Annotated in this window: 18 protein-coding genes; 6 read left to right on the plus strand and 12 right to left on the minus strand. The window is 44.3% G+C overall.

The window, feature by feature from the left end; translation table 11 throughout:
- The first annotated feature begins 18 nt into the window (after positions 1-18).
- The 3 genes from GSF13_RS11200 to GSF13_RS11210 all read left to right on the plus strand — a co-directional run bounded on the left by GSF13_RS11200 (position 19) and on the right by GSF13_RS11210 (position 2,833).
- Complete coding sequence (locus GSF13_RS11200) at positions 19-1,392, plus strand: MATE family efflux transporter (protein WP_211868335.1); 1,374 nt, start codon at positions 19-21, stop codon at positions 1,390-1,392.
- Positions 1,376-2,350, plus strand: coding sequence for a helix-turn-helix domain-containing protein (locus GSF13_RS11205; protein WP_010604083.1), 975 nt, complete (start codon positions 1,376-1,378; stop codon positions 2,348-2,350). The genes GSF13_RS11200 and GSF13_RS11205 overlap by 17 nt, the downstream gene beginning before the upstream one ends.
- A 66-nt stretch (positions 2,351-2,416) precedes the next feature.
- A complete protein-coding gene (locus GSF13_RS11210; RefSeq protein ID WP_010604082.1) occupies positions 2,417-2,833 on the plus strand; it encodes a GNAT family N-acetyltransferase in 417 nt (138 codons plus the stop codon).
- 8 nt (positions 2,834-2,841) lie between these two features.
- Here GSF13_RS11210 and GSF13_RS11215 read toward each other — a convergent pair whose 3' ends face one another.
- Positions 2,842-3,294, minus strand: coding sequence for a pyridoxamine 5'-phosphate oxidase family protein (locus GSF13_RS11215; RefSeq protein WP_010604081.1), 453 nt, complete (start codon positions 3,292-3,294; stop codon positions 2,842-2,844).
- A 198-nt stretch (positions 3,295-3,492) separates the two neighbouring features.
- On the opposite strand from GSF13_RS11215, the gene GSF13_RS11220 reads away from it, so the two are divergent.
- Positions 3,493-5,517, plus strand: a complete 2,025-nt coding sequence (locus GSF13_RS11220; RefSeq protein WP_211868337.1) for a methyl-accepting chemotaxis protein — start codon at positions 3,493-3,495, stop codon at positions 5,515-5,517.
- Between the two features lie 15 nt (positions 5,518-5,532).
- Here GSF13_RS11220 and GSF13_RS11225 read toward each other — a convergent pair whose 3' ends face one another.
- The 8 genes from GSF13_RS11225 to GSF13_RS11260 form a co-directional block, all read right to left on the minus strand.
- A complete protein-coding gene (locus GSF13_RS11225) occupies positions 5,533-5,922 on the minus strand; it encodes a YbaN family protein (protein ID WP_010604079.1) in 390 nt (129 codons plus the stop codon).
- Positions 5,919-6,509 carry a biliverdin-producing heme oxygenase gene (locus GSF13_RS11230; RefSeq protein ID WP_010604078.1) on the minus strand — a complete coding sequence of 197 codons (591 nt, stop codon included), beginning with the start codon at positions 6,507-6,509 and terminating at the stop codon, positions 5,919-5,921. The genes GSF13_RS11225 and GSF13_RS11230 overlap by 4 nt, the downstream gene beginning before the upstream one ends.
- A gap of 67 nt (positions 6,510-6,576) precedes the next feature.
- Positions 6,577-9,306, minus strand: coding sequence for a TonB-dependent receptor (locus GSF13_RS11235; RefSeq protein ID WP_211868339.1), 2,730 nt, complete (start codon positions 9,304-9,306; stop codon positions 6,577-6,579).
- An 84-nt stretch (positions 9,307-9,390) separates the two neighbouring features.
- Positions 9,391-10,356, minus strand: a complete 966-nt coding sequence (locus tag GSF13_RS11240) for a FecR domain-containing protein (RefSeq protein WP_211868341.1) — start codon at positions 10,354-10,356, stop codon at positions 9,391-9,393.
- 10 nt (positions 10,357-10,366) lie between these two features.
- Positions 10,367-10,837, minus strand: a complete 471-nt coding sequence (locus tag GSF13_RS11245; protein WP_010604075.1) for a sigma-70 family RNA polymerase sigma factor — start codon at positions 10,835-10,837, stop codon at positions 10,367-10,369.
- Between the two features lie 210 nt (positions 10,838-11,047).
- Entirely contained in the window at positions 11,048-12,250 is a 1,203-nt protein-coding gene (locus GSF13_RS11250) for an iron-containing alcohol dehydrogenase (RefSeq protein WP_174168500.1), read from the minus strand.
- Between the two features lie 78 nt (positions 12,251-12,328).
- Positions 12,329-14,686 carry an alpha-glucosidase gene (gene ygjK, locus GSF13_RS11255; protein ID WP_249122772.1) on the minus strand — a complete coding sequence of 786 codons (2,358 nt, stop codon included), beginning with the start codon at positions 14,684-14,686 and terminating at the stop codon, positions 12,329-12,331.
- Positions 14,687-14,764: 78 nt separating this feature from the next.
- Positions 14,765-15,511, minus strand: coding sequence for a transporter substrate-binding domain-containing protein (locus GSF13_RS11260; protein ID WP_010604072.1), 747 nt, complete (start codon positions 15,509-15,511; stop codon positions 14,765-14,767).
- Between the two features lie 180 nt (positions 15,512-15,691).
- Between GSF13_RS11260 and GSF13_RS11265 the strand changes: the two genes are divergently transcribed.
- Entirely contained in the window at positions 15,692-16,207 is a 516-nt protein-coding gene (locus GSF13_RS11265; protein ID WP_045961557.1) for an acyloxyacyl hydrolase, read from the plus strand.
- Positions 16,208-16,376: 169 nt separating this feature from the next.
- Positions 16,377-17,612, plus strand: coding sequence for an MFS transporter (locus GSF13_RS11270; protein ID WP_211868343.1), 1,236 nt, complete (start codon positions 16,377-16,379; stop codon positions 17,610-17,612).
- 75 nt (positions 17,613-17,687) lie between these two features.
- Here GSF13_RS11270 and GSF13_RS11275 read toward each other — a convergent pair whose 3' ends face one another.
- The 3 genes from GSF13_RS11275 to GSF13_RS11285 form a co-directional block, all read right to left on the minus strand.
- Positions 17,688-18,758 carry a hypothetical protein gene (locus GSF13_RS11275; RefSeq protein ID WP_211868345.1) on the minus strand — a complete coding sequence of 357 codons (1,071 nt, stop codon included), beginning with the start codon at positions 18,756-18,758 and terminating at the stop codon, positions 17,688-17,690.
- 75 nt (positions 18,759-18,833) lie between these two features.
- A complete protein-coding gene (locus tag GSF13_RS11280; protein WP_211868353.1) occupies positions 18,834-19,886 on the minus strand; it encodes a hypothetical protein in 1,053 nt (350 codons plus the stop codon).
- 191 nt (positions 19,887-20,077) lie between these two features.
- Positions 20,078-21,316 carry an NAD(P)/FAD-dependent oxidoreductase gene (locus tag GSF13_RS11285; protein WP_211868355.1) on the minus strand — a complete coding sequence of 413 codons (1,239 nt, stop codon included), beginning with the start codon at positions 21,314-21,316 and terminating at the stop codon, positions 20,078-20,080.
- Between the last annotated feature and the right edge of the window lie 87 nt (positions 21,317-21,403).

Consider the following 21,403-nt stretch of genomic DNA (forward strand, 5'->3'; position numbering starts at 1 on the left):
AACTGAGGAGTAGTTTACATGAAAGATAAAAATCAATTAGGGCTCGTGCAGCTCGCCGAGATACCCATATTTGTGCTGTTTATTCGAACCTGTATTCCCATTTGTATCGGTTTACTCGTTGTGGGTTTATATGCCTTGGTTGACGGCTGGTTTATTAGTCGCTACGTGTCAGAGATGGCATTTGGTGCCGTGGCTATGGTTTACCCACTGCAGGTGTTAATGATAGCGCTAACCGCTATGGTATCTGCAGGTATGGCGGCCACAATGACAAGATTAATCGGAGCAAAGCAAGTAGGTAAAGCCGCAGAGGTTATCGGTCATGGACTGATAATTGGCGGTATAGTTAGCGTGGTATTCTTGGTACTTGGTTGGCTTTATCCACTTGAGCTCTTATCACTTTTGCAAGTGGAAGCGGTTTTTGTAAAGGATGCGCTTAGCTACATACAGCCGTTATATCTTTGTGCCATTACCGGAGTTTTATTACCTATCGTGGCTGATATGTTCCGTGGTCAGGGTAAACCGCAGTTGATGATGCTGTTGTTATTAGTCTCGGCTGTGCTCAATATACTGCTTGATTATCTATTTATCGCGCATTTTGGTTTGGGGGTTGCAGGTGCGGCATATGCGACAATCGCAGCGCAATTGGGGGCATTGATTATTGCGCTTCAGCTAAAAAGAAAGCGTACTGACTTGCTTGCGGTTAAGGTGTGTTGGAAACCTCGTGCTTGGCTACCGATCCTCGCAATCGGGATGCCTTTCTTGATCACGCAATTTTGCCTTGGCGTGCAAACTGCGGTGGTTAACTGGCAGCTGTTGTCTTTTGCAAACGAAAATTGGGTAGTCGCCCACGGCATGCTGGGACGTATCATTAATTTTGCAATTCTACCCGCGATTGCAATGTTGATCGCATTTCAAACTATCGTCGGCTATAACTTAGCGGCAGGACATAGTGGGCGAGTAAGAGCGTGTACGCGAGTTGCTTTTTTGGGTATGACAGGATTTGCACTGCTATTGACGCTAGGGTTGATGGGATTGCCGAGGCTATGGCTGAGCCTGTTTACCGAAGCGAGTGAATTTCTCGAAATAGGAGAGCGCGTTTTTCGCTCAGCCCTTTGGGGGATGCCGCTATTTGGCGTGGTAATTTTAGCATCTGGATTTTATCAAGCAAAAGGTGATGCCAAACGCGCTTGTTTTTACAGCGCCTTGAAGGTGATGTTTATTCTAGTTCCATTAATCGTTATTGCACCGCACTACTTTGGCTTAAATGGTGTATTTATGGCACTTGTAGGGGCTGATTTTATAGCCGCAGGGTTAACATTTATACTGTGTTGGCGGCACTATCAACAGGCTAAGAGCCAATCGGGAGAGATACAGCTTGCATCAATCAACTGAGCAAAAGTTAAGCGCTGAAGAGATATATTTAGGGCGGTTACAGCCTGTCATTGAGTGGGTGCATAGTAATCCAGAGTCGCCGCTTTCGTTACAGCAAGCGGCGAGCCTGAGCCATTTTTCTAAGTTTCATTTCCAGCGCATTTTTGCAGCTGTGATTGGTGAATCTTTGAGCCAGTACACTAATCGCGTGAGGTTGGAGCGCGCGGCCAATATGTTGTTGCTAGCCGAAGAGTACAATGTGACAGATATTGCGCTACAGTTTGGTTTTTCTGGTAGCGCAAACTTTTCGCGAGCGTTTAAAGAGCACTTTGGTGTGACTCCTTCAAGTGTGCGAAAAACAGAACAACTACGTAAATTGGTGACAAAAAATAACATTGAGCCGGCCCTTAACACGACACAACTTACCCGAATACACGCATTAAGAGCTGAGCGACACAGTGTTATCCAGCCGGTTAAACTACACTCCATTTCACAGCTACCCTTATGTACATTACGCGCGTCACAAGGCTACCAATTGCAAGGAATTAGCGCCTGTTGGCAGCAGCTTGCAGCGTGGGCTAGTGCACATGGACTGGATTATAGCCAAGTACAAAAGTTTGGTTTTGGTCATGATAACCCCGTTTTTACACCACTAGATAAAGCGCGTTACGATGGCGCAATTGTGATTAACGACGAGTTAAAATCTGCGGTGACTCGGCCATATCAACTCAATGTGCTCAGCGCGGGAATATACGCAATTTTTGATTACCGTGGAGCAATTAAAGACTTGTTGAGTTTCCAATTAGATATTTTCGCAAAGTGGCTGCCACAAAGCGGATACGAGCCAGAAGATGCGCCCTTAATTGAACATTATCCTGAAGTAATTTCACAAGAAAATGGAGGCTCGCCAAGTGAAAAGGTGATTGCGCTGGAAATTTGGTTAAAGGTCAAGCCGCTAAAATTTACTAAATCAATCTAAAAACTTCACAATTCGCCCACAAACTTTAAGCATGATCAACCGTACACCAAGCGGGAGATTAAAAAAGTGGTTGAACTAGAGTTAATTCGAGTTGATAAATACAGCGAGCAGACTTTTACACATTTGCTAGAAGCGAGCCATTATCAAAAGCAAGTGGGCTCGTTTGAACTGTGTAGCGCAACCAATATCGCTTATCTTTTTTATGCAGATGGTAAGTTGGTTGGCTTTACCGTAATAGGTATTTCAAACCGCCGAGAGTTTGAAGTCTGTGCGCTTTATATTACTCCTGCCGAGCGCAGAAAGCGTTACGCCACCGAGTTTATGGCACACATTTGGTCAGTATACAAAGGTCGTTGGAAAGTGCGTATGCAAGATAAGCTTGAAAGCTCGTGCGGTTTTTGGCGCAAAACCTTGGCTGAGATGACCAATCAACCGCAATCGCATAGACGAGAAAGCGAGTTTGAACACGCTTTTGCAGTGTAGCACCTACGTTAGTACCATTCCTGTTTTTCTAGCCAAAATGCACGGCCAAAACCGCCTACATATCGAACCCTCGCCACTTCAATTCGCCATAGGTGAAAGTCACCGAGCATGGCATATTGCTGAGCTTTTTCGTGCTTTATTACGAATTGTGCAATCAGGCTTTCGCTATCCGCTCTTGGTAGTTTGTGTGCATGCCCAAGAATAGTAACTCGCGCATTTTCAACGTCTTCAACCGCACCATCACCGAGTACCATAAACGAAAGTGCCGGGTGCTTGGCTAAATTCTTGGTGTGCTGGGCGATATCACTAATAAAGAAGTAAAAGTGATTATCTTCAAGAAAAACATATTGAGCGATAGAAGAAAAAGGAAAGCCCTTTTGGTTGTTAGAGAAGGTAGATAAAAATGCGCTCTTATGGTTTTGGCATAAGGCCTTTGCTTCGTTGATTGCGGTTTCTCTCATCTTGTTATGCTCTTAAATAATAAAAGACCTAACCGCAATGATCGCTAAAACTAAAAATAAAATCAAAAACTAAGTAAGCAAAACCGCAAATTTGAAGCTACCTTTTTAAAAGGTATGTTGGTAATTTTTAGAGTATTTACTTGGTTTTTTATCCCATTTGTAACATAGTTTGTTTACTCAAAATAGAGCAATGACATTATGCTAAGTAAACTAACAATAAAACAAAAAATTACTTTAGGCTTTAGTGCATTAGGTGTGCTGCTGTTACTTGCGTGCGTGCTTGCCTATTTAGCATTGGCGCAAATAAAGTCCGCTAATCAAAATATGGGGCAAATTACTTTGCCTATTCAGCGCAGTGCCGACGCCTTGCAACTTGAGCAGCTTAAGCTCAGCAAGTTGGTTTCTCAAGCTTATACCCTCGAAAGCGAGCAAGATATCAATCGGGCTCGACAGCAATTTACCACACAGCAGCAACTGTATGTTGAGCGCCAGCGGCACTTAACGTCATTGACGCAAGCCATGCCTGAATTTGTCACACCATTAAAGCAAACTCTGGCGCTGGGTGAGCAGCTCAGTCGTGCCGCAGAACAAATGTTGCAGGCTAAGGCTGATGTTGTACAAGCGCAGCAACGGATCCAATCACAATATCAAGCACTTAAACAGGATAAAGAACAGGCCAGCAATGCCATGCTGGATCTTGAGTTAATCGAGACAGACAAAACACGGCAGTTGGAAGAAATGGTCGGGACTGGCGTTCGTATTGATGACATGTTGTTTACACTGGAAAACAACAGTCAGCGGATCAGCGGTTTAACGCTAGAGCAAGTAGATCAGCACCAGCAAGACATGCTGTTTTTGTTAGATAATATTGAAAATAACCTAACGTTTTTGAAGCGCCAAGCCTATGGCATGGATGCAGATGATTTGTTAAATCAGTTTAGTGAGGGCATGACTAAGCTCAGGGAAAAGCTGGGTGAGCCCGGTCATCTTTATGTCGCGGTACAAGAGAAACTGCGTCAGCAACAGCAAGCTGCAATGTTATATAAGCAATCAGAGCAGCATGCGTTTGCCATTTTAACCGAGCTTGAGAAAATGCAGCAAAGCGCTAATGCGGCGTTTAATCGTTCTCAAAATAATGCTGAAACCCTTATCGAGCGAGCGCAAAATACCGCCATTTTATTGGTGATTGTCTTTATTGCTTTAGGTGCGTTTATCTCGGTTTCAACTAGCCGGGCAATGCTTGGGCCGTTGGCTGCGGTGAATAAAATGCTCAAATACCTTGCTGCTGGAGACTTTTCGAAGCAAATGAGTAAGCGCAGTGATGATGAATTTGGTCAGTTAATTGATAATATTAATCAGGTGAAAGACAATCTCCGTGCTTTGCTAGAGTCAATCAATAATCAGGTTCATGAGTTAGAAGGACTATCGGAATCATCATTAAGCGAAAGTAAACAAATAGCCAATAATGCGACTGAGCAAATGCGCCGCATGGATAATGCCAATCGCTTAGCACAAAGTATTTCAGCTAGTGCTTTGGCGGTTTCCGAACGCTCGTCAGATAGCCTCGCGAGCATCCATACCGCTAACCAGCATAAAACCGAGGTCAGTAAATACACACAAGACAATAAAGAACATATTCTATCGCTCAGCACGCGCATGAGTGAAGCGGTAGAGAGTATGACCAAATTGACCACACATAGCGAGAATATCGGCAGTATCTTGGATACCATTGTTTCTATTGCTGAGCAAACCAATCTGTTGGCGTTAAACGCAGCAATAGAGGCGGCTCGAGCTGGTGAGCAGGGAAGAGGGTTTGCGGTGGTCGCCGATGAGGTTAGAACGCTTGCGTCAAGGACGCAAGAGTCGACTAATGAAATTAACCAAATGATCGCAGCTCTGAGACAGGATACACATAGCGCCTCTGACGCCATTAACTCCGGCCAACGTGATGTTGCCTCATGTGTTAAACAAAGTGAGGCGCTTGCCAGTGCCATGGATGAAATTGCCAACGCTATTTTACAGGTTACGCAGTTGAGTGAAGAAGTCAGCCAAGCCGCTGATCACCAAGCGACGGATTGTCAGCAAATTGAGCAGGTGATGCTAGATGCACAAAGTACCGCAAATGAGAATGCTCAGGCGATGCAAAGCTTGGCTAAAGGCAGCGAGTCGCTCAGTAGCTTCTCGCATCGTCTAGCAACACTGGTTGAGCGCTTTAAATTATAAGAATGTAAACTGGTATTACACACGCTTTGATGGTCTGGAATAAATATAAGACATTACTGCGATCTTTATACTGCCAACTACACAGGCCAACCAGGCTGCTGGTGAGAGCAAAATAAGTAAAGCATAGCTCGCTGTCATGCCCACTGTTGCCATGACTTTGGCCTTGAGCGGTATAACCCTGTATTGCTTCCATTGCGTTAATGAAGCGCCAAACCTTGGGTGATTTAGCAGCCACAAGGCAAGCCTAGGAGAGGCTTTTGAAAAGCACGCCAAAGCCAGAATAAAAAACACAGTGGTTGGCATGACGGGCAAAACAATACCAATAACACCGAGGGCTACAAATAGATATCCGCATAGCAGTAGGGCTATTTTCTTATAGTTGGCTAAGGCGGCTTTAAACATCATGAATAAACGTGTGCCTGGAATGCTTGGAAACGGGTGAATGCCTGACGAGCACCTTCAATTAGCGCCTGTTCTTGCTGTTCGCTCAATTCAATTGCGTCTATGATTTGCACAAGCTCTCGCCAAGCGCTGCCGCGACCGGCTCCTGGGCCTGCTAAATATCGAGCGCCGTGCTGCGCATCAAAATTGAGCTTGGCCCCAACTTGTTTACCCAGCATGGCTGCACCGACCTTTGAGCCCTCAACCACATATAGCCAGCCGAGCGCTCTGGCGACGTCGGTATTATTGGTTACTTCTGGCATTAAGTAGGGAGTAGGGATGGTGGTTTCAAGGTCGATAAAGTCTTGCTCAAGCAAACCTAAGCGGCGGCGCGCGGCCAAATCAGGAATAAGCGCTAATAATTCTGGGTGTTCATAAAGAGCGCTCACATCTTTTAAAAAATAAAACTGTAATCGCAAGAAATCGAGATAGCTTTGTGTATTGGCGAATGGGTCTTGCGCCATAATGGATTTGTCTACATTGTCGTGGGTATCTGCAGTTGCATGTTTTAAGTTTTGCGCTCGAGAAAGTGCAGAGGTAACGGTAGTCATTGATGCTCCAAGGTGATGTAAAAATATAGCGCTGTCTTTAAGCAAAAGTACAGCGCCTAAGTGTTGATTAAAGTTTGATTTCTAAGCCAATCGAAATGGTTTGGCCAGGTTCTGGCATCGCGACGATTGAGCCGCTTGAAACTTTATACTGATCGGTCAAGTTGGTGATCGCTAGGTTGCCTTTGATGCTGTCGCTAAAGATATAATCAAGATAAAAGTCGAGCTGATAGCCTGCTGGAATATACTCAAGCGCAGTTACTCCAGTCCCTGCCAAAAAGCCGCCCGGGTGATGTTTCTCAGCGTGTTTTTTGTAAGTAAAACCCGTATCAATTGTGTCGTTAAAGAGTGTCATACCAAGCGTTGCGATATAGCTTTTTTCAGGAGGCACACGAAGTGGTGTTAAACTCCCCGCAAAGCCGGTCGTATTACAAGTATCGACACCTGCAGCCTCGGCCATTAAGCGTGAGCACATTTTGACGTCGGTGTACTTTGTGTAAGATAACCTGCTGTAAAATAAGTCACTTTGGTAATGAAGACCAAATTCCGTGCCAGGCAGTTCAAACTTATCATAGTTGGTAAAGGTGAACTTTTGATCCCATGAAGGTGCGTCGGGTTTAGGCAAGAAGCCTGTTGCCAACATACTTTCAATATTCGTGTAGAAGTACTCCGCCGAGATAATTAGCTTATCCCCGTGGCTGAGTAAGTTGCTAAAGTCACTCTCAAAGCCAATATCATACGATTTCGTTTTTTCAGGGGTGATCGGGTAGTCACTAGAGTAGGAAAACACCTCATTAGAAACTGTTGTTTCGTACAGGTTTGGCATTCGATATGCGTTGCTATATTTGGCTTTAATAACTGTATTATCAAGCAGTTGATAATTTGCTTGTACAGTCACATCCGCTTTGGCATCAAATGTAAGTTTTTCGCCTGTTTGATAGTCCTCGTTGACCGAGTCATGAAGGTTTACGTTCAGTGCAAACTCTACAGGCGCAAGATCGATATTGGCATTGGTGAATAATGCACGTTTTGTTTGTTTGCCATGTCGTGAAGTGGCTTTTAAATTGAAGTCAGCAGGGTACCAGTCTCGATTAAAATTGTCTTTCCAGTCTTTATGAGGGCTTAATTTCTCAACCTGCCAAGATAGACCATAAGTCAAAGTAATCGGTGTACTTGCCAACGATAATGCAGAGGTATTGAATGCACTTATCCCATGACGCTTATTATTATAACGGTGAAAATATTGCCCCGCATTTGCTCCCAGGTTACTGCCAAGTGCATTATATTGCTGTAACCTTGCGCTGGTACGCCAAACGTTAACACTGAGGTCGACTAATGAGTTATTACTCGGTAAAAAACGGTATAACGCACTGGCACTGTTTACCAGAGCAGAGCCTGGAGCCCACTGCGGCATGGTTTCTACGCCTTCTGGAATTTCTTCGGACATCCATTGTTCTTGGCCATTTTCATCTATCACCTTCCAAAACTTGGTGTCACCGGCGCTTTGTTTGTACCAGTAGGTGGCCAGCATTTCTCCCGCTTCTTGCTTATGGTAACGTGTATTCACCTCTAACGATTGTTCGTCCGTAAACGCATAAGTTAGTTTGGCAAGATATGAGTCGCTTTCAAAGCTTGTATTGACGACTTCGCCATTTTGGTTAACTGGAGGTGGGATCTGGTCGACTACTGTTACTTCGTCATATTGCCCCTCATGATCAGTTGAAGGCACCCAACGCACGTACTCCACGGTTTCAACAAAGTCGTCAAAGCTATTTTTACCAGCAAAGTAGTTACCAACCTTTTTCTTACTATAAGCGAGTACCGCTTGTAAGTTATCCTGTTGATAAGCGGTTGCTAGCGTAAACCCGCCGCCTGCAAAGTCGAGTGTGTCATTGTGGTTGCTGATTTCATAATAACTTTGCAGGCCAAAGCTCTCTGGTACTTCAGGTGTTTTATTGTTGTTATGCGTATTTACCTTAACTAAAGCGCCAAAATGCTTACCGTCTTGGAGAATATCTTGTGTGCCCAATGTTCGGATATTGACTGTTCCGCCGATTGCACCTGAGCCGAAAGGTGATGCTTTGGCCGATGCGCCTTTTTCGACATTAACCGAGCTTATCAAGTTTGAATCGATATAGGTTCTGTCAGAAGAACCCATATAGCCGCGGTTTGTGTGCGTTGATTGCAAACTACCGTCGATGAAAATCGGCACTCGACCTTCGCCTTGCACGCCGCGAATACCAATATCAAGTGCGCCAGCTTCGTTTCGAATATTGTTTGCCTCTATACCAGAAAACGTTGAGAAAATATCCGAGTTAGATAAACCCTTGGTTCGAGCAATCTGTTCACGATTAAGATTGAGTTTATCGCCTTTGACCGTGATAACTTCAATATTATCTTGCGGATTTGGTGTTTGGCTGTGCTTTGCCTTTTCCTGAGTATTATTGGTTTTGCTTTTTACAGGCGCTGACCCGTTAATCGCCGCTTTAATAACGATGTTGTTGTCGATAATGCTCGCTGTTAGCTGGCTACCTTTTAGTGTGCGTTCTAGTGCCTCGGTTAAACTTACCTCTCCTTTAATTGCTGGGGCTTGCAGGCCATTTAATAGTTTCGCATCGGCAATTAGATTCATACTCGCAGCTTCAGCTACCTGCGTTAAGGTATGGCTAATAGGTTGCTGCGTAAGATTAAATTGATATAAAGCAACATGACTCTGCGCGGTTGCAGGCAGGCTCAGGCTAAGCCCGAGTGCAAATGCTAAGGGAGTGAGTCTTGTGTTTAAAACAGAGCGAGTTCTCATTGTTATGCGTCCAAATAAATTACCTAAGATGAAAACGAATGAGAATGAGAACTCCTCAATAAAAATTTGAATATTTTTATCTCATCATCGAGAATTAACTATAACTATATGATTGTTATACTCTTTAACTTCTACAGGGAGAACATGTGGAAGTAAGTTTAAAAAGCTTTCGAGCTCTGATGCTACAAAAGTACCCGAAATAACCAATTGCTCAGTTGATTGAGTGCTTAAGGTGTAACTTATCGCATGATGTCGTTTAAATTCCTCAAGTGCTTCGTTAAGTGGTGTATTGTCGAACACGAGTCGTCCTTGCTTAAACGCATCAACGAGATTGAGGTTTGGATCAAACTCAGCCTTGACAATGCCGTCACTGTCCACGACCGCCATTTGACCTTTTGTCAGCGTTATTTGCTGATTTTGGCTTTGCACGTTTACACGGCCATGATCCACCACAATGCGAACGCTATTGGGTTTTTTATCAACAGAAAAGCGGGTACCTAATACGGTAATTTTTGTGTTACCGGCGCTGATAACAAATGGACGGCTTTTGTCACTGGCAACGTCAAACAATACGCGTCCACTGAGTAGTTTATTACTACGCCGATTGCCATCAAAATCAATAGCGAGGGAAGTTTTGGCATCTAAGGTCAGTCGAGATTGGTCGGGCAGTGAGATATTGCGTAATTCGCCTCGTGCTGACTGATAGCTGGCGTGAAAGGTGTCTTTGTTTACTTGAAAGAACCACGTTTGATAGCCAAAGAAACTCAACGCAAAAAGTGCAAAGCATGCAGCAATGGCGAAGTACCGCTGAGTTGTCTTTGATTTAAGCTTCGAGTGTGTAAGTGGATTCTCTAATTGTGCAATGTCTTGATCTGAAAATTGCGATAACAATCGCTCAATCTGTTTACTTTCTTGATAGGCTGTTTGGTGCGCACGGTTCTCACCAAGCCAACGATTGAGCGCTTGCTGCTGCGTTTTACTGAGCCCTTGCCTTTCGAGTTCCAGCCAGTGGTTTACTTGCTGCTGTATTGATACATTATGACGGTCCATTGCGATTCTCTTATTGTTTTTGTAATGCGTTACGGCAAGCGAGCATGGCAGTTGCCAAGTGTTTTTCGACCATGCTGACAGATATCCCCATTTGCTCTGCTATTTGTGGCTGGCTTAAGTTTTTAAATTTATAGAGCACAAATGCTTGCTTAGTTTTTAGGGGTAAGGAGTCGATACTTCGATTAAGTAATGCCAGTTGTTGTTGACTTGCAAGCTTAGCCTCAGGCTCATAATAACTTGGCGCGACTAATTCGAAGTCGTCGGGCTCAGCAACGGTTTGATTTTTGCGATACTGATCAATCACAATGTTTTTTGCGGCTTTAAAAAACAGCGCGCGCTCTTGCGTGTTATCCTGCTTTGGATTGCTGCTTTTATAACTTAGTATTCGGGTATACGCCTCTTGGACTATATTTTGAGCCTTATCTTTGCACCCCACTGAACGAGCGATATAACTTAATACTTCTGAGTAATAACGTTCCAAAATACACCAGTTTGCTTTTCAAAAGTCGCGCATACTAGCATTAAAAATCGTTATTGAGAATTGTTTTTGTTTGCGTTTGTTGGCTTTTAACTGTTCGTTAATAGGCTTTATGTTTTTAGTGCTTTTACTTGATGTTTTTTTTTGTAAGATTTTGAAAAGTTTGTATTTATTTTAAATTTCTTTGAGTCAAAACACTAAACAAAGTGCTTATTAAGGCGTAGGAGCGATACCTTTTATAATGCGTTGGCAGGCGCTGGGATCCATAAAATGGGGCACCGGATAATCTGGATGTGCTTCTTTTAGCGCCAGCTCTGCGAGTAGCGCGGCATCATCAGGAAGTACTTCGGCGAGCGTGGTTTGGATCTGTAAATCAAGCAATAAGCGCTTGATGTGCTCCAACAGGTCGTCCGCTTGGCGTTCGACGGGATAGTCTAACGAGGTTAATCCACAGTATCTGGCGATGAGCGCGAGTTGCTGGTTAATGCGCTCGCCATACCAGGTTAGCACGGGCATGAGTAACACCGCATTGGCAAGCCCGTGTGGCGTACCATATTGAGCGCTCAATTGGTGTGAAATTGCATGTACGTAGCCGACAGAAGTTCTGGTAAAAGCTTGTCCTGCGTAATGGGAAGCGAGTAGTAGTTGCGCCCTTGCTTCTAGATTTTGTGGGTCTTGTTGTGCTTTGGGTAAATATTCAAAGATGGCTCTACAGGCCTCAAGAGCACGGCCGCGGCTAAACTTAAGACAGTTAATGCTCAGTAGTGCCTCAATGGCGTGGGTTAGTGCATCAATTGCCGTAGTCGCGGTGATATGTGCAGGCATACTTGTGGTTAATTCCGGTAATAATACGGCATGGTGCGGCACTAAACAAAAATCAGTCGCGGCATATTTGGCGTGATTGCTAGGATCGTTAACAACGGCGGCAACGGTGGTCTCCGAGCCGGTTCCTGCGGTTGTTGGGATCGCGATATTCGGCGGTAGGCGTTTTAAGACTTTAAACAACCCTTTGAGTTTAGTCACCGGTTTGTTCGGCTTGACAGCCCGAGCACCGATCAGCTTGCCCGTGTCGAGTACCGAGCCACCGCCAAGCGCGATAATTGCTTTACACTGATGCTGTTGGTAGACCTTTAGACCATCTTCAACGTTTGTTATGGTTGGGTTGGGTAAAACATCTGCGTAATAATGCGTGACTAACTCTGACTCACGTAGTGTGTTTTCCACAACCTGATGTAAGTTGAGCTTGAGCAGCACTTGGTCGGTCACGACTAAGACGTTATCTCCATTTTTTAACCCCAGCGCCTTAATGGCGTCTAACAGCCCCGTTTTTCCCTGATGTAATTTGGGATTCGGGATCCCGATAAAAATAACAATGCACTTTAGGGCAAAATGGTAAATACGGTAAAACCAACTCATTGCGGTCCGTCTAATTTTGTTTTTGTATCATTTAAAAAATGTAGACGGTTCATCACTGAATTGCTAGCAAATTTTCGGCTAGTTTGTAGTGATTTGCTGTGAAACTGGCTTTTCTTCTTTAATTGGTGCTTTGGGCTTGTCCATCTCAAATGCTTCTATCATCAGCAAAATATGGGCCGCGCTCCATGAAAAGTTCGGTGCACCTTGCTGCTCGCCGGTGAGTGGATTGTAGTTTTCGCGAATAGGCGCGTTTTGCAGCAGACCATCCGCATTTTGCATAAATCGCTGAAGCAAAGTATTCGCTTCAGTTTCATAACCATAATAACTTAGTCCCATCAAGCCAAAATACAATTGGTCAAGCCAGACACGACCACGCCAATAGATGTTTGCGCCAAATGCAGGGTTGGTCTGGGATGCAGAGCCTAGAGGAATATAGGTGTTGAATTCACTGGAGCTGAGCATTACTTCAGAGACGCGTTTAGCATGATACGCTGTTGCGACCTGATTAAAGAGCGGAGCCCAACCTTCCGGGCCACGACCACGTTCAATGATAGGTTTCCCTGCACAGCCATTTTCAAGCGGTGATGGGGCAATACGAATATCGTAGTAGTATCCGCTGTTATCGTCGAACATGCAGCGGTTAATATAATCGGCGATCTGCTTTGCTTGTGCTGAAAAGGCTTTGGCTTCCTGCGGCTTAGCCAAGATATTGGCGATGGTACTCAAGTTTTTGGTATCAGAATAAAAATAACTGGCCCCATCAACCGACTCTTGCATCAAAGAGTAGCCTAGCAGGTGGCCTTGGGCGTCCTTATTGCTAGCAAACTCGACTTGCCAGTCTTTAGCATCGCCACCTTGTTTCACATAGATCTCAAGCTGCTGTGGTGAGATAAAACCAAAGTTAGCAGCATCGTCTCTTCCAGACTCCCATGACGCTGCGGTCTGTGCGGGAATACTTATCTGTTTACCCTGTGCCTGCGCATCGCGATAGGCTTTTAGCCCAAAGCGGGCATGCTTTTGCTTTCCTTCATGTAGATAAAATAACAACTCACCCGCTTGATTATTATGGTGTTTATCTATGGTTGCACCAAATTCTGGAATACCATTTTGGTTGTGATCACGGTTGCGTAGCCACCAATCACGATAGGCGACAAGTTTAGGGTAAATTTGTGCAAGCCAAGCTTTGTCTTTGCTGGCATGGTAGGTATTCAACACCGCCCAAGCGGCCAGCGAGGGTTTTGAATTCCGTTCGCTCCAATTACCGCCATCGCCACCACGTTCTGGTGGCAGGTTATAACCAATTAAATCGGGTAATAAGCCTTTATCTTGGGGTCGCACAGGATCGTTAGCTGCTATTTGATAGGAAAATACGGCATCAATGTTGGCCTTGGCTAAATCTGGTGCAAATAGTCTCAGCGCTGACGCTTGTTTCCAACTGTCCCAAGGCCAAGTTAAATTGCCGGAAAACCAGCGAGCAGTGACCGAAGGCGATACGGTATCAAACGCGATTGCCCCTGCAGGAGATCGCCAGTTACCAATGAGGGTTTCAACGGCTTTTATCGCCAATGTTTGTTTATCTCGTGGTAAGGTTTGATAGCGTGCTAAATAGCCCGTCCAGCGAGCTTTAGAGCGTTGCCAATACGTAACAGGGGATGAGAGAATTTTGGCAACGACCTTTGCTGTTTGTATGCGTTCCTGCTGATTGTGGACATAACTTATGGCGGTATAAAACTGCAGATCACCAGAGGTTTGTGTCTCGCTATAATAACGGTCATTTTCCACCACATTTTTGAAAGGGATTGTGCGGGTGATTGAGTACTCGTTGCTACCAGAGGTCAGAAGCGCCCACGGATCGCGAACACGACCAAAAGTGGTACTGATCCCACTTTCGCTGGCAACCATGGTTGGAGCGAGCTTAGGGTATTGTTGGTCCAGTGCTTGTTGTTGATTAAGTTGGTGGAGTAATTTGCCGTCCAATTTTAAAGTAAGTCGTTGCTTAGTATGAATAGTGGTTTGAATAAGAGAAGTGCGCTCGCTAACAAAGCGTAAGCGGATTGTCACCGTCGCGAGCTCATGTCTGAGCGTTTGTACCAGCTCTCCTGGTAGACTGTACTGCGCTGCATCAAATTGCAATTTGATATCACCGTGAAAAACCTGTAGGCGCTCAATACGTTCAAATAAATAGGTTAAATACTCTTCGGTGATAACCGCGTTACCCGTGAAACCACCATATTCCGCAGCGTTATTAGGAAGTAAGTGACCATGCCATGCGCCGTTATCAAACAGTGGTGAATAGGGACTATGGCCAAACTTGTCTGCGGGCTTCATTACCTGAGGGTGACCAAAGCGTGAAACCGCGTTGATGATTTTTGGGCTTGCGTGTGTTTCGCATGCTACAAAGAGCACGAGTAATACCATTCCTGTGAGTACTTTCATTTGTTGTTTTTTGAATAAAGTATACAATTTTGAAAATGCTATCACAGCGACGTACAAAGTTCAGTAGCAAACGATGAATTACTCGTCAATGGGGCAGCCGACATCAACCTTTTTGCGTTGCATCTGCACTCGTTCAGCGGCGGCGCGCAGCCGATTTATATACTCTGGAGGGGCGCTCGGGTTGGCGGTTAAATAGAGGGTTTTACTTAACTCAGGGACTTCTAGCACTTTGTCCCATTGCTCCACTAAACCCATTCTAGCAGCCATTCTATCTACAAAGTTTTCGGCACCAAAAATAAAGTCTATTCTGCCTCTTTCAAGCAGCTCACCTGCACGACTAAAACTGGTTACTGATAGCATATTCTTATCGGCGACAAAGCCTTGTGCTTTTAAATAGTTTTCGGAGAGTTGATCAGCCGCAACAGCGACAACATGTTGTTTGATTTTCCATATTTCCCACACCTGCTGATCGGCAATATCAGCACGCTTATAAAAGGCGACCTTTAGCTCACAAAGTGGCGCAATCCAGATATGGTTTTCTTCACGTTGCTCCGTTCTGGCGATCGAGTAGAGCAATGAATAAGGGGATTTTTTGGAGAAGGCTTTTGCGCGAGTCCAAGGCAACATATAAATTTGATAGCTTAGCTCTGCTTCCCACATAATGAGGCGTACGATATCAGTGGCAAGCCCAGTAATGGTGCCGTTCTTTTGCTCTATCTGGTACGGAGGAAAATGCTCGGTATAGATATCTACTTTTGTTGGTGCTGCGGCTAAGGCACTGAATACACTAAATATCCCTATAACGCTCCCAATTATATACTGCATACCACATTCTCAAGATCGTTTTTAATAGTATAACTCATAATTTGTTATTGGTTTTGGTTAAATTAATGTACCCATTAAAATTCCATATTGGTGCTTAAATGGCAATTATTATATGGTCTTTTGGTGTCTTTTAAGAATTAAATAACGGCGTAAAATTGCCCTCGTTGTAGAGGAGTCGTTATGCGCTTAGTTTTATTCTTGCTTATGTTGTTTGTGTCTACTTACTCACATGCTAGTGAAGTTGCAGTTGATTATGTGATGGGAGAGGGGGATGTAAAAGGACTGCGGCTTGGGTATCGTCCCTTGCATTATAGTTTAGCGGATTATGGTTTTGGAGAAGGTGCCTATGTTTATTTTGAGCTGAGCACCAACTATTGGGAATACGGCAAACCAAAACGCTCAGACACGACGTTTGCCATTGCATTGTCACCAGTGCTTAGTGTTCCACTGACCGAGTTTGCTGGAAAGCCGGTAAATTTTGAGTTTGGAATTGGCATGACCTACGTCAGTGATACTCGATTTGCGGGTAAAGACATTGGTGTTCACTATCAGTTTGAAGACCGCATTGGACTTAGTGTTAATTTGAACCCCAGTACTAAAGTTGGGATCCGATATCTGCATTATTCTAATGCTGGTTTGAGCGACCACAACCCCGGTCTTGATTTTTTAAATGTGTTCTACGTTAAGCGGTTTTAACGCTTAATTTCATTGAGTTAGTTTTATCTCCCTTTGTGATTTCAAGGATGAAATTTTTTCTTCATAAAATTCCAGTATCCAAGATAATAGAATGCAGTTAAACGCTTGACCTAAACTAAGGTTTAGGAATTAGGGTTCTGCGTAAATCAATAATAATCAAGGAACATCAATGGAGAATAGCTCTGCAATTGAGCGGTTAAAGCGCTTTACACCTTTAGTTTGGGTAATGCTTGTTGGTAACTTTTTCGTTCGCGCTAGTTACTACATGGTATGGCCTTTTTTGGCTGTTATTCTTTACGAAAATTATGGATTGAGTGCAACAGAGGTCGGTTTATTGCTGACGGTGTCAGCGACTTTTGCCGTATTTTTGGGGTTTTATACGGGTAATCTCGCTGATCGCTTTGGTCGCACCAAAATGCTCTACACGGCAGTGTTTGTTGGTGTGATTTCTTTTTCACTGTTGGCTGTGGCTGAGTCGTTGTGGTTGTTTGCAACCTCAGTGTTTTTAGCTTGCCTACCTAGGACGCTTTGGGATGCGCCTAGTAAAGCGTTACTTACTGAAGAACTTGCGGACGCAAAAGACAGAGAGCTTGCACTGCATTTACTCTATTTTCTCGTGAATGTGGGAGCGGCTTTAGGACCATTGTACGGGCTATGGGCGGGGCTTAATGGTGAGCAGTTTAGCTTTATCTATACTGGCATTTCGTATATTGGTTTGTTGCTCGCGCTGCTTTACTTTAGACCTAAACTGAGTGAAGCGCAGACTTTCGCTTTGCAGTCTGCCGCTCAGTCGGTACCCAAGTTTGCAAAGTGGCTGGGGATCTTACGAAAAGATAAAGTTTTTTTAATTGTGCTCATCGCTACAACTTTAGTGTATTTGGTTTATGCGCAATGTGACTCTAGCTTAGTGCAGTATTTGACGCGTGCAGAGGTCCCCGATCTAGCTTGGCTAATTTCTAGCTTAATCATCGCAAATTCTAGTGTGATCATCGTTTGTCAGTTTCCATTACTACATCTGATGCGTAATTGGCGCATTGAAAATAGGCTTTATGCGGGTGGCGTGATATTGATTATTTCACAAGTCATGATGGCCTTGAATGATGTACACAATATTTGGGGATGGATTGCAGCCATGATGGTGTTGAGTCTGAGCGAAGCGATTATGTTTACTAACATCAATGTCTATATTGACAGGTTGGCACCAGATAACCTGAAAGCTAGCTATTTTGGTGCTGCTGGCTTGTGTTCATTAGGGTATGCATTAGCGCCTATTTTAGGCGGACTTATATTAGATTTTTACTCCGGTATGATGCTGTTTATCATCATGACCTTAGTATCTATCACCGCTCTTGGGTTTTATCGCATTGCTGAGCTAAAGCCTAAGACGACGGCTGAAGCGATATAGCTTAGCTAACTCGGTGACCTAAAAAGGGTCACCGTTTGTTTTTATGCTAATTATCCGAATCAAAGGTTAGTTACTTTACTTACCTGCCATTTTTTGCAAGTAACCCAGACGTTGACGCTCGGCAGCCGAGGGCTTATATGGGCGCTTCTCCAGTGCGTCAAAGTAGAAATCAGTGATGTGGTATTCGGTTATTTTGCTATCACCAAACTGCGCAAGCTCTCCCGGCATTGGCGACATTCTCTCAATCACAAATGTCTTTAACGTGAACTGGGAAGGGCCGGATTTAGCTGAAAAAGGAGCAAGCACCGACTGATGTGCTTTTAAGTTGAATACCTGTTTCCCTTCGCTTAACTTTTGCTTTTCAACCAAATGACTGATTGGTGTGCCATCGCGAGTAAATAGGTTTGCACGGATACGATAAGTACCACTTTGCTTTACTTCAAGCTGCAATGGAATTATCAAGTCTGCTTGCTCGGGGTAAGGTTCAGCAATGGCGAGCAGTGTGGCGCTGGGTTGGTAATAGCGGATACTTGCTGTTAATGCAACGGCCTTAGCCGAGTTTGGTTTAGCACGCACAACAACATTCAGCTCTTGAGGCCATGTCGTCTCGCCATCGACTGCGCCAAGCCAAATACCATTAGACTCTTTGAGGCGGGTGGTAGATAAGGTTTGCTGCGATGTAGGGTCAAGTATCGTTGCGGTTGCATTAGAAAATTGACTACCAGATAAACTTATCTCGATAGTAGCGGGGTGTACAAAGCGATATTGATTCAGCGACAAAGACACTTGTTCGTTGTTTTCTTCAATTGGCATTTCGATGGCATAGAAATGATTTGGATTGAGCCTATCAAAATCACCTTTGCCAAGGGGCTGTGAATAAGGCGGTAGAGAAATAGTATATTCATAGTGTGCCGCAGCTGATTGCGCAGCTTGTGCCAGTGGTAGCGATTCGATCAGTGATTGTTTTTGTGTTATCGCAGTTTTAGGTGTGACTGGTGGTGTTGTTGGTGGTGTCAAAATAGGTGTGGTGACTTGTGGTGTTGCTGCTAACTCAGGTGAGGGCAGAGCTTCGCGCTGCAAGGCAAAATATCCTACAGTGATACAGATCACAATAAGAATGGCGCTAATCAACAAAAACTTTTTCATAGCAATACTCGGTTAATATAAGGAACTGCATGGAGCAGTTCCTTGGGTATAGAAATTAGCAAAATAACCGTTAAGTTACAGTGAGTTTAGTATTAACTGTGAAAAACTTTGTGAGTTAGACTCGCTAACATAACGGTAAGTTTTTTTCCAAAACCAGCTACCCGTTGTTTCTTCATAGGTGTTGTAGCTAATCGTTTTATAACCCGCGTTAAACTGAGTACGAGCCGCTGTTACTTTGCCTTGGTATCCAGCATCTGGCAGGTTACCGTGGCTATATTCCGCGCTCATTAGTAGTGGATAGTGATATGGCATAAAGCTAGTTACTGCATCATCTTGGGAGGCTAACTGACCGTTGATAGCAACGCTTGTACTACAACTACCAAAGTCACCTTTTGCTGATGCACCACAAGAAGAGTGCGTTGATACAACACCATCGTCGTTACCTGGTAAGAAGCCTGAAGTTAGGCCGTAATAGTCGCTTGCATCAGCAACAAAGCGTAGGCGAGGCGCATTGTCACTCGGATACTGAGCAACTTGTCGCGCATTATTTACTTTTAAATCCCACATGATACCAAACTCTTCAGGCATGCTGCCCAGCCATGCCTCAACTGCTTGGCGAGTTAGTTCACCTACTACACCACCAGAAGTCGCAGCGTTGATAGCTGTGTCTGCGAGTTCGCTTCCGCCACCCGCGCCTGCAAGGTCAAAAGTAGCAACGATATTAAGTGGTTGAAAGCCCGCATTTTCAAGCCAAGTTGCTTGGTTATCTAAGATATAACGCGCGACTAAATCACCCGTTGAGTGGGTAACAAAGACACAGCCAGGATTACAAGTGCCATTTTCTGCAAATGCTTTTAGCTTTGGCCAAATATAATCTGTTGCGATTTTGCCTTGCAAACGCTCATAAGAAGGCCAATCAATACGCTCATCAGCGTGGTTTATCCAAAAAGATGACCAGTATTCTTCACCTTCAAGTTCGACATTGGTGCTGTTAGGGCGGTTAAGTTGGTCCGCTTGAAAGCCATGAATTAGAATTGTTTTATATTCTGAGGCCTGTGCGGGAGTTGCAAGTGCAGTGCCTGTTAATAACGCTGAAAGTGCAGCAGTGTATACAAAGTTAGTTTTCATTGTCTAAGTCCTTTAAAGCGCCAAGTGCCACATCTATGGTCGGCCTACAACAAAATTCCCCACTTTGTTTAATCGCAAATAAGGGAAACTATAGGCATCGCACAACTACTTTCACTACTACTGAAACGCATCTTTGTTAGTATATTATGTGGCGTGAGAAGCTATTTCCACGCCGGTCTCAAAAGCTAAAATCACGCCATTTCAGGGTTATTATGGAGATCAGATAGCAAGTTCAAAGTTTTCTCGCTGCGGTTCACAAATGGGTTAGTCTCATCCCATACATAACCCGCAAGCACAGAAGTGATTTGGCTCTTAATTTTTTCAGGCTTGTTGTTTGAGAAAAATAAACGGCGCAAGCGCCCGTCGTACCAGCCTTCAATATAGGTGCGCATGACAGCAATCCCTTTAAGCATATGCGCTTCATATTCTTGCTGCCAATTTGCTTCTTCGCCATTTAACTGCGCAACAATGAGATCAGCAGCGCGTGCGCCTGACTCAATCGCAAACATAACACCGGCTGAAAATACGGGGTCAATAAATTCGCTGGCGTTACCGGTTAGCACAAAGTTTTTACCAAACAGTTGTTTGATACCTTTAGAGTAGCCTTTGATCTCCTTTGGTTCCATACACAGCGCCATTCCCTCCAACATTGCTGATGCATGTTGATCGCGAGCAAGGTAGGTTAAAAAGCGTGTTTTAGCATCGCCTTCTGCACTCTCCAAATACTCAGGGTTACCAACAAAGCCGACTGAAACACGACCGTCAGAGAAAGGTATTAGCCAAACCCATACATCCTCTTCGTGAACCAGAATCGTTACTTTATTGTTTTCAGCCCCAGTTTCTATGCCATCAGCTGGTTTAAATTGCGCGAACAAAGTTGCCCGAGTCGGTGCTGACGAAGGTTCATTTAAATCAAGCAGGTTTGCGAGTACTCGGCCATAGCCGCTTGAGTCAACAACGAATTTGGCTTGAATTTCCTGCACATCACCGGCCTCATTGACTACCTTAATGATAGGCTCTTCTAGATCCATGTTGGCATCGACTACGGAAGTGCCAAATTCGATAGGGGCACCCATTTTTTGCACTTCTTCAGCCAGTACATTGTCAAAGTCATCTCTTGGAACTTGCCATGTCCATGTCCAGCCATCGGTGTAATTTTTAGAGAAATCGAAAAACTCTTGGAAGTCATCTTGTTTAAAATTAGCACCGATTTTCTTTTGGTAATTGCGTGCGACTAACGCATCCATAAATCCAGCATCTTCTAAATGCTGCATACTTTGTGGTAGAAGACTTTCACCGATAACATAGCGTGGAAAGTGGCTACGTTCAACGATCTTCACGGTTAACCCTGCTTGAATTAGCTTTGCAGCGGTCATTGTCCCAGCAGGTCCAGCGCCGATAATAAGTACATCTACATTTTCCTTAGCCATTTTGTAATTCCTTAATCATATATTGTGAGAAAATGTGGCAATTAATTAATCCTAGAGTGAAGAGGGGAGCTCCCTTTAATGCCTCAC

Source organism: Pseudoalteromonas sp. M8 (genome assembly GCF_018141365.1).
Taxonomy (GTDB): Bacteria; Pseudomonadota; Gammaproteobacteria; order Enterobacterales; family Alteromonadaceae; genus Pseudoalteromonas.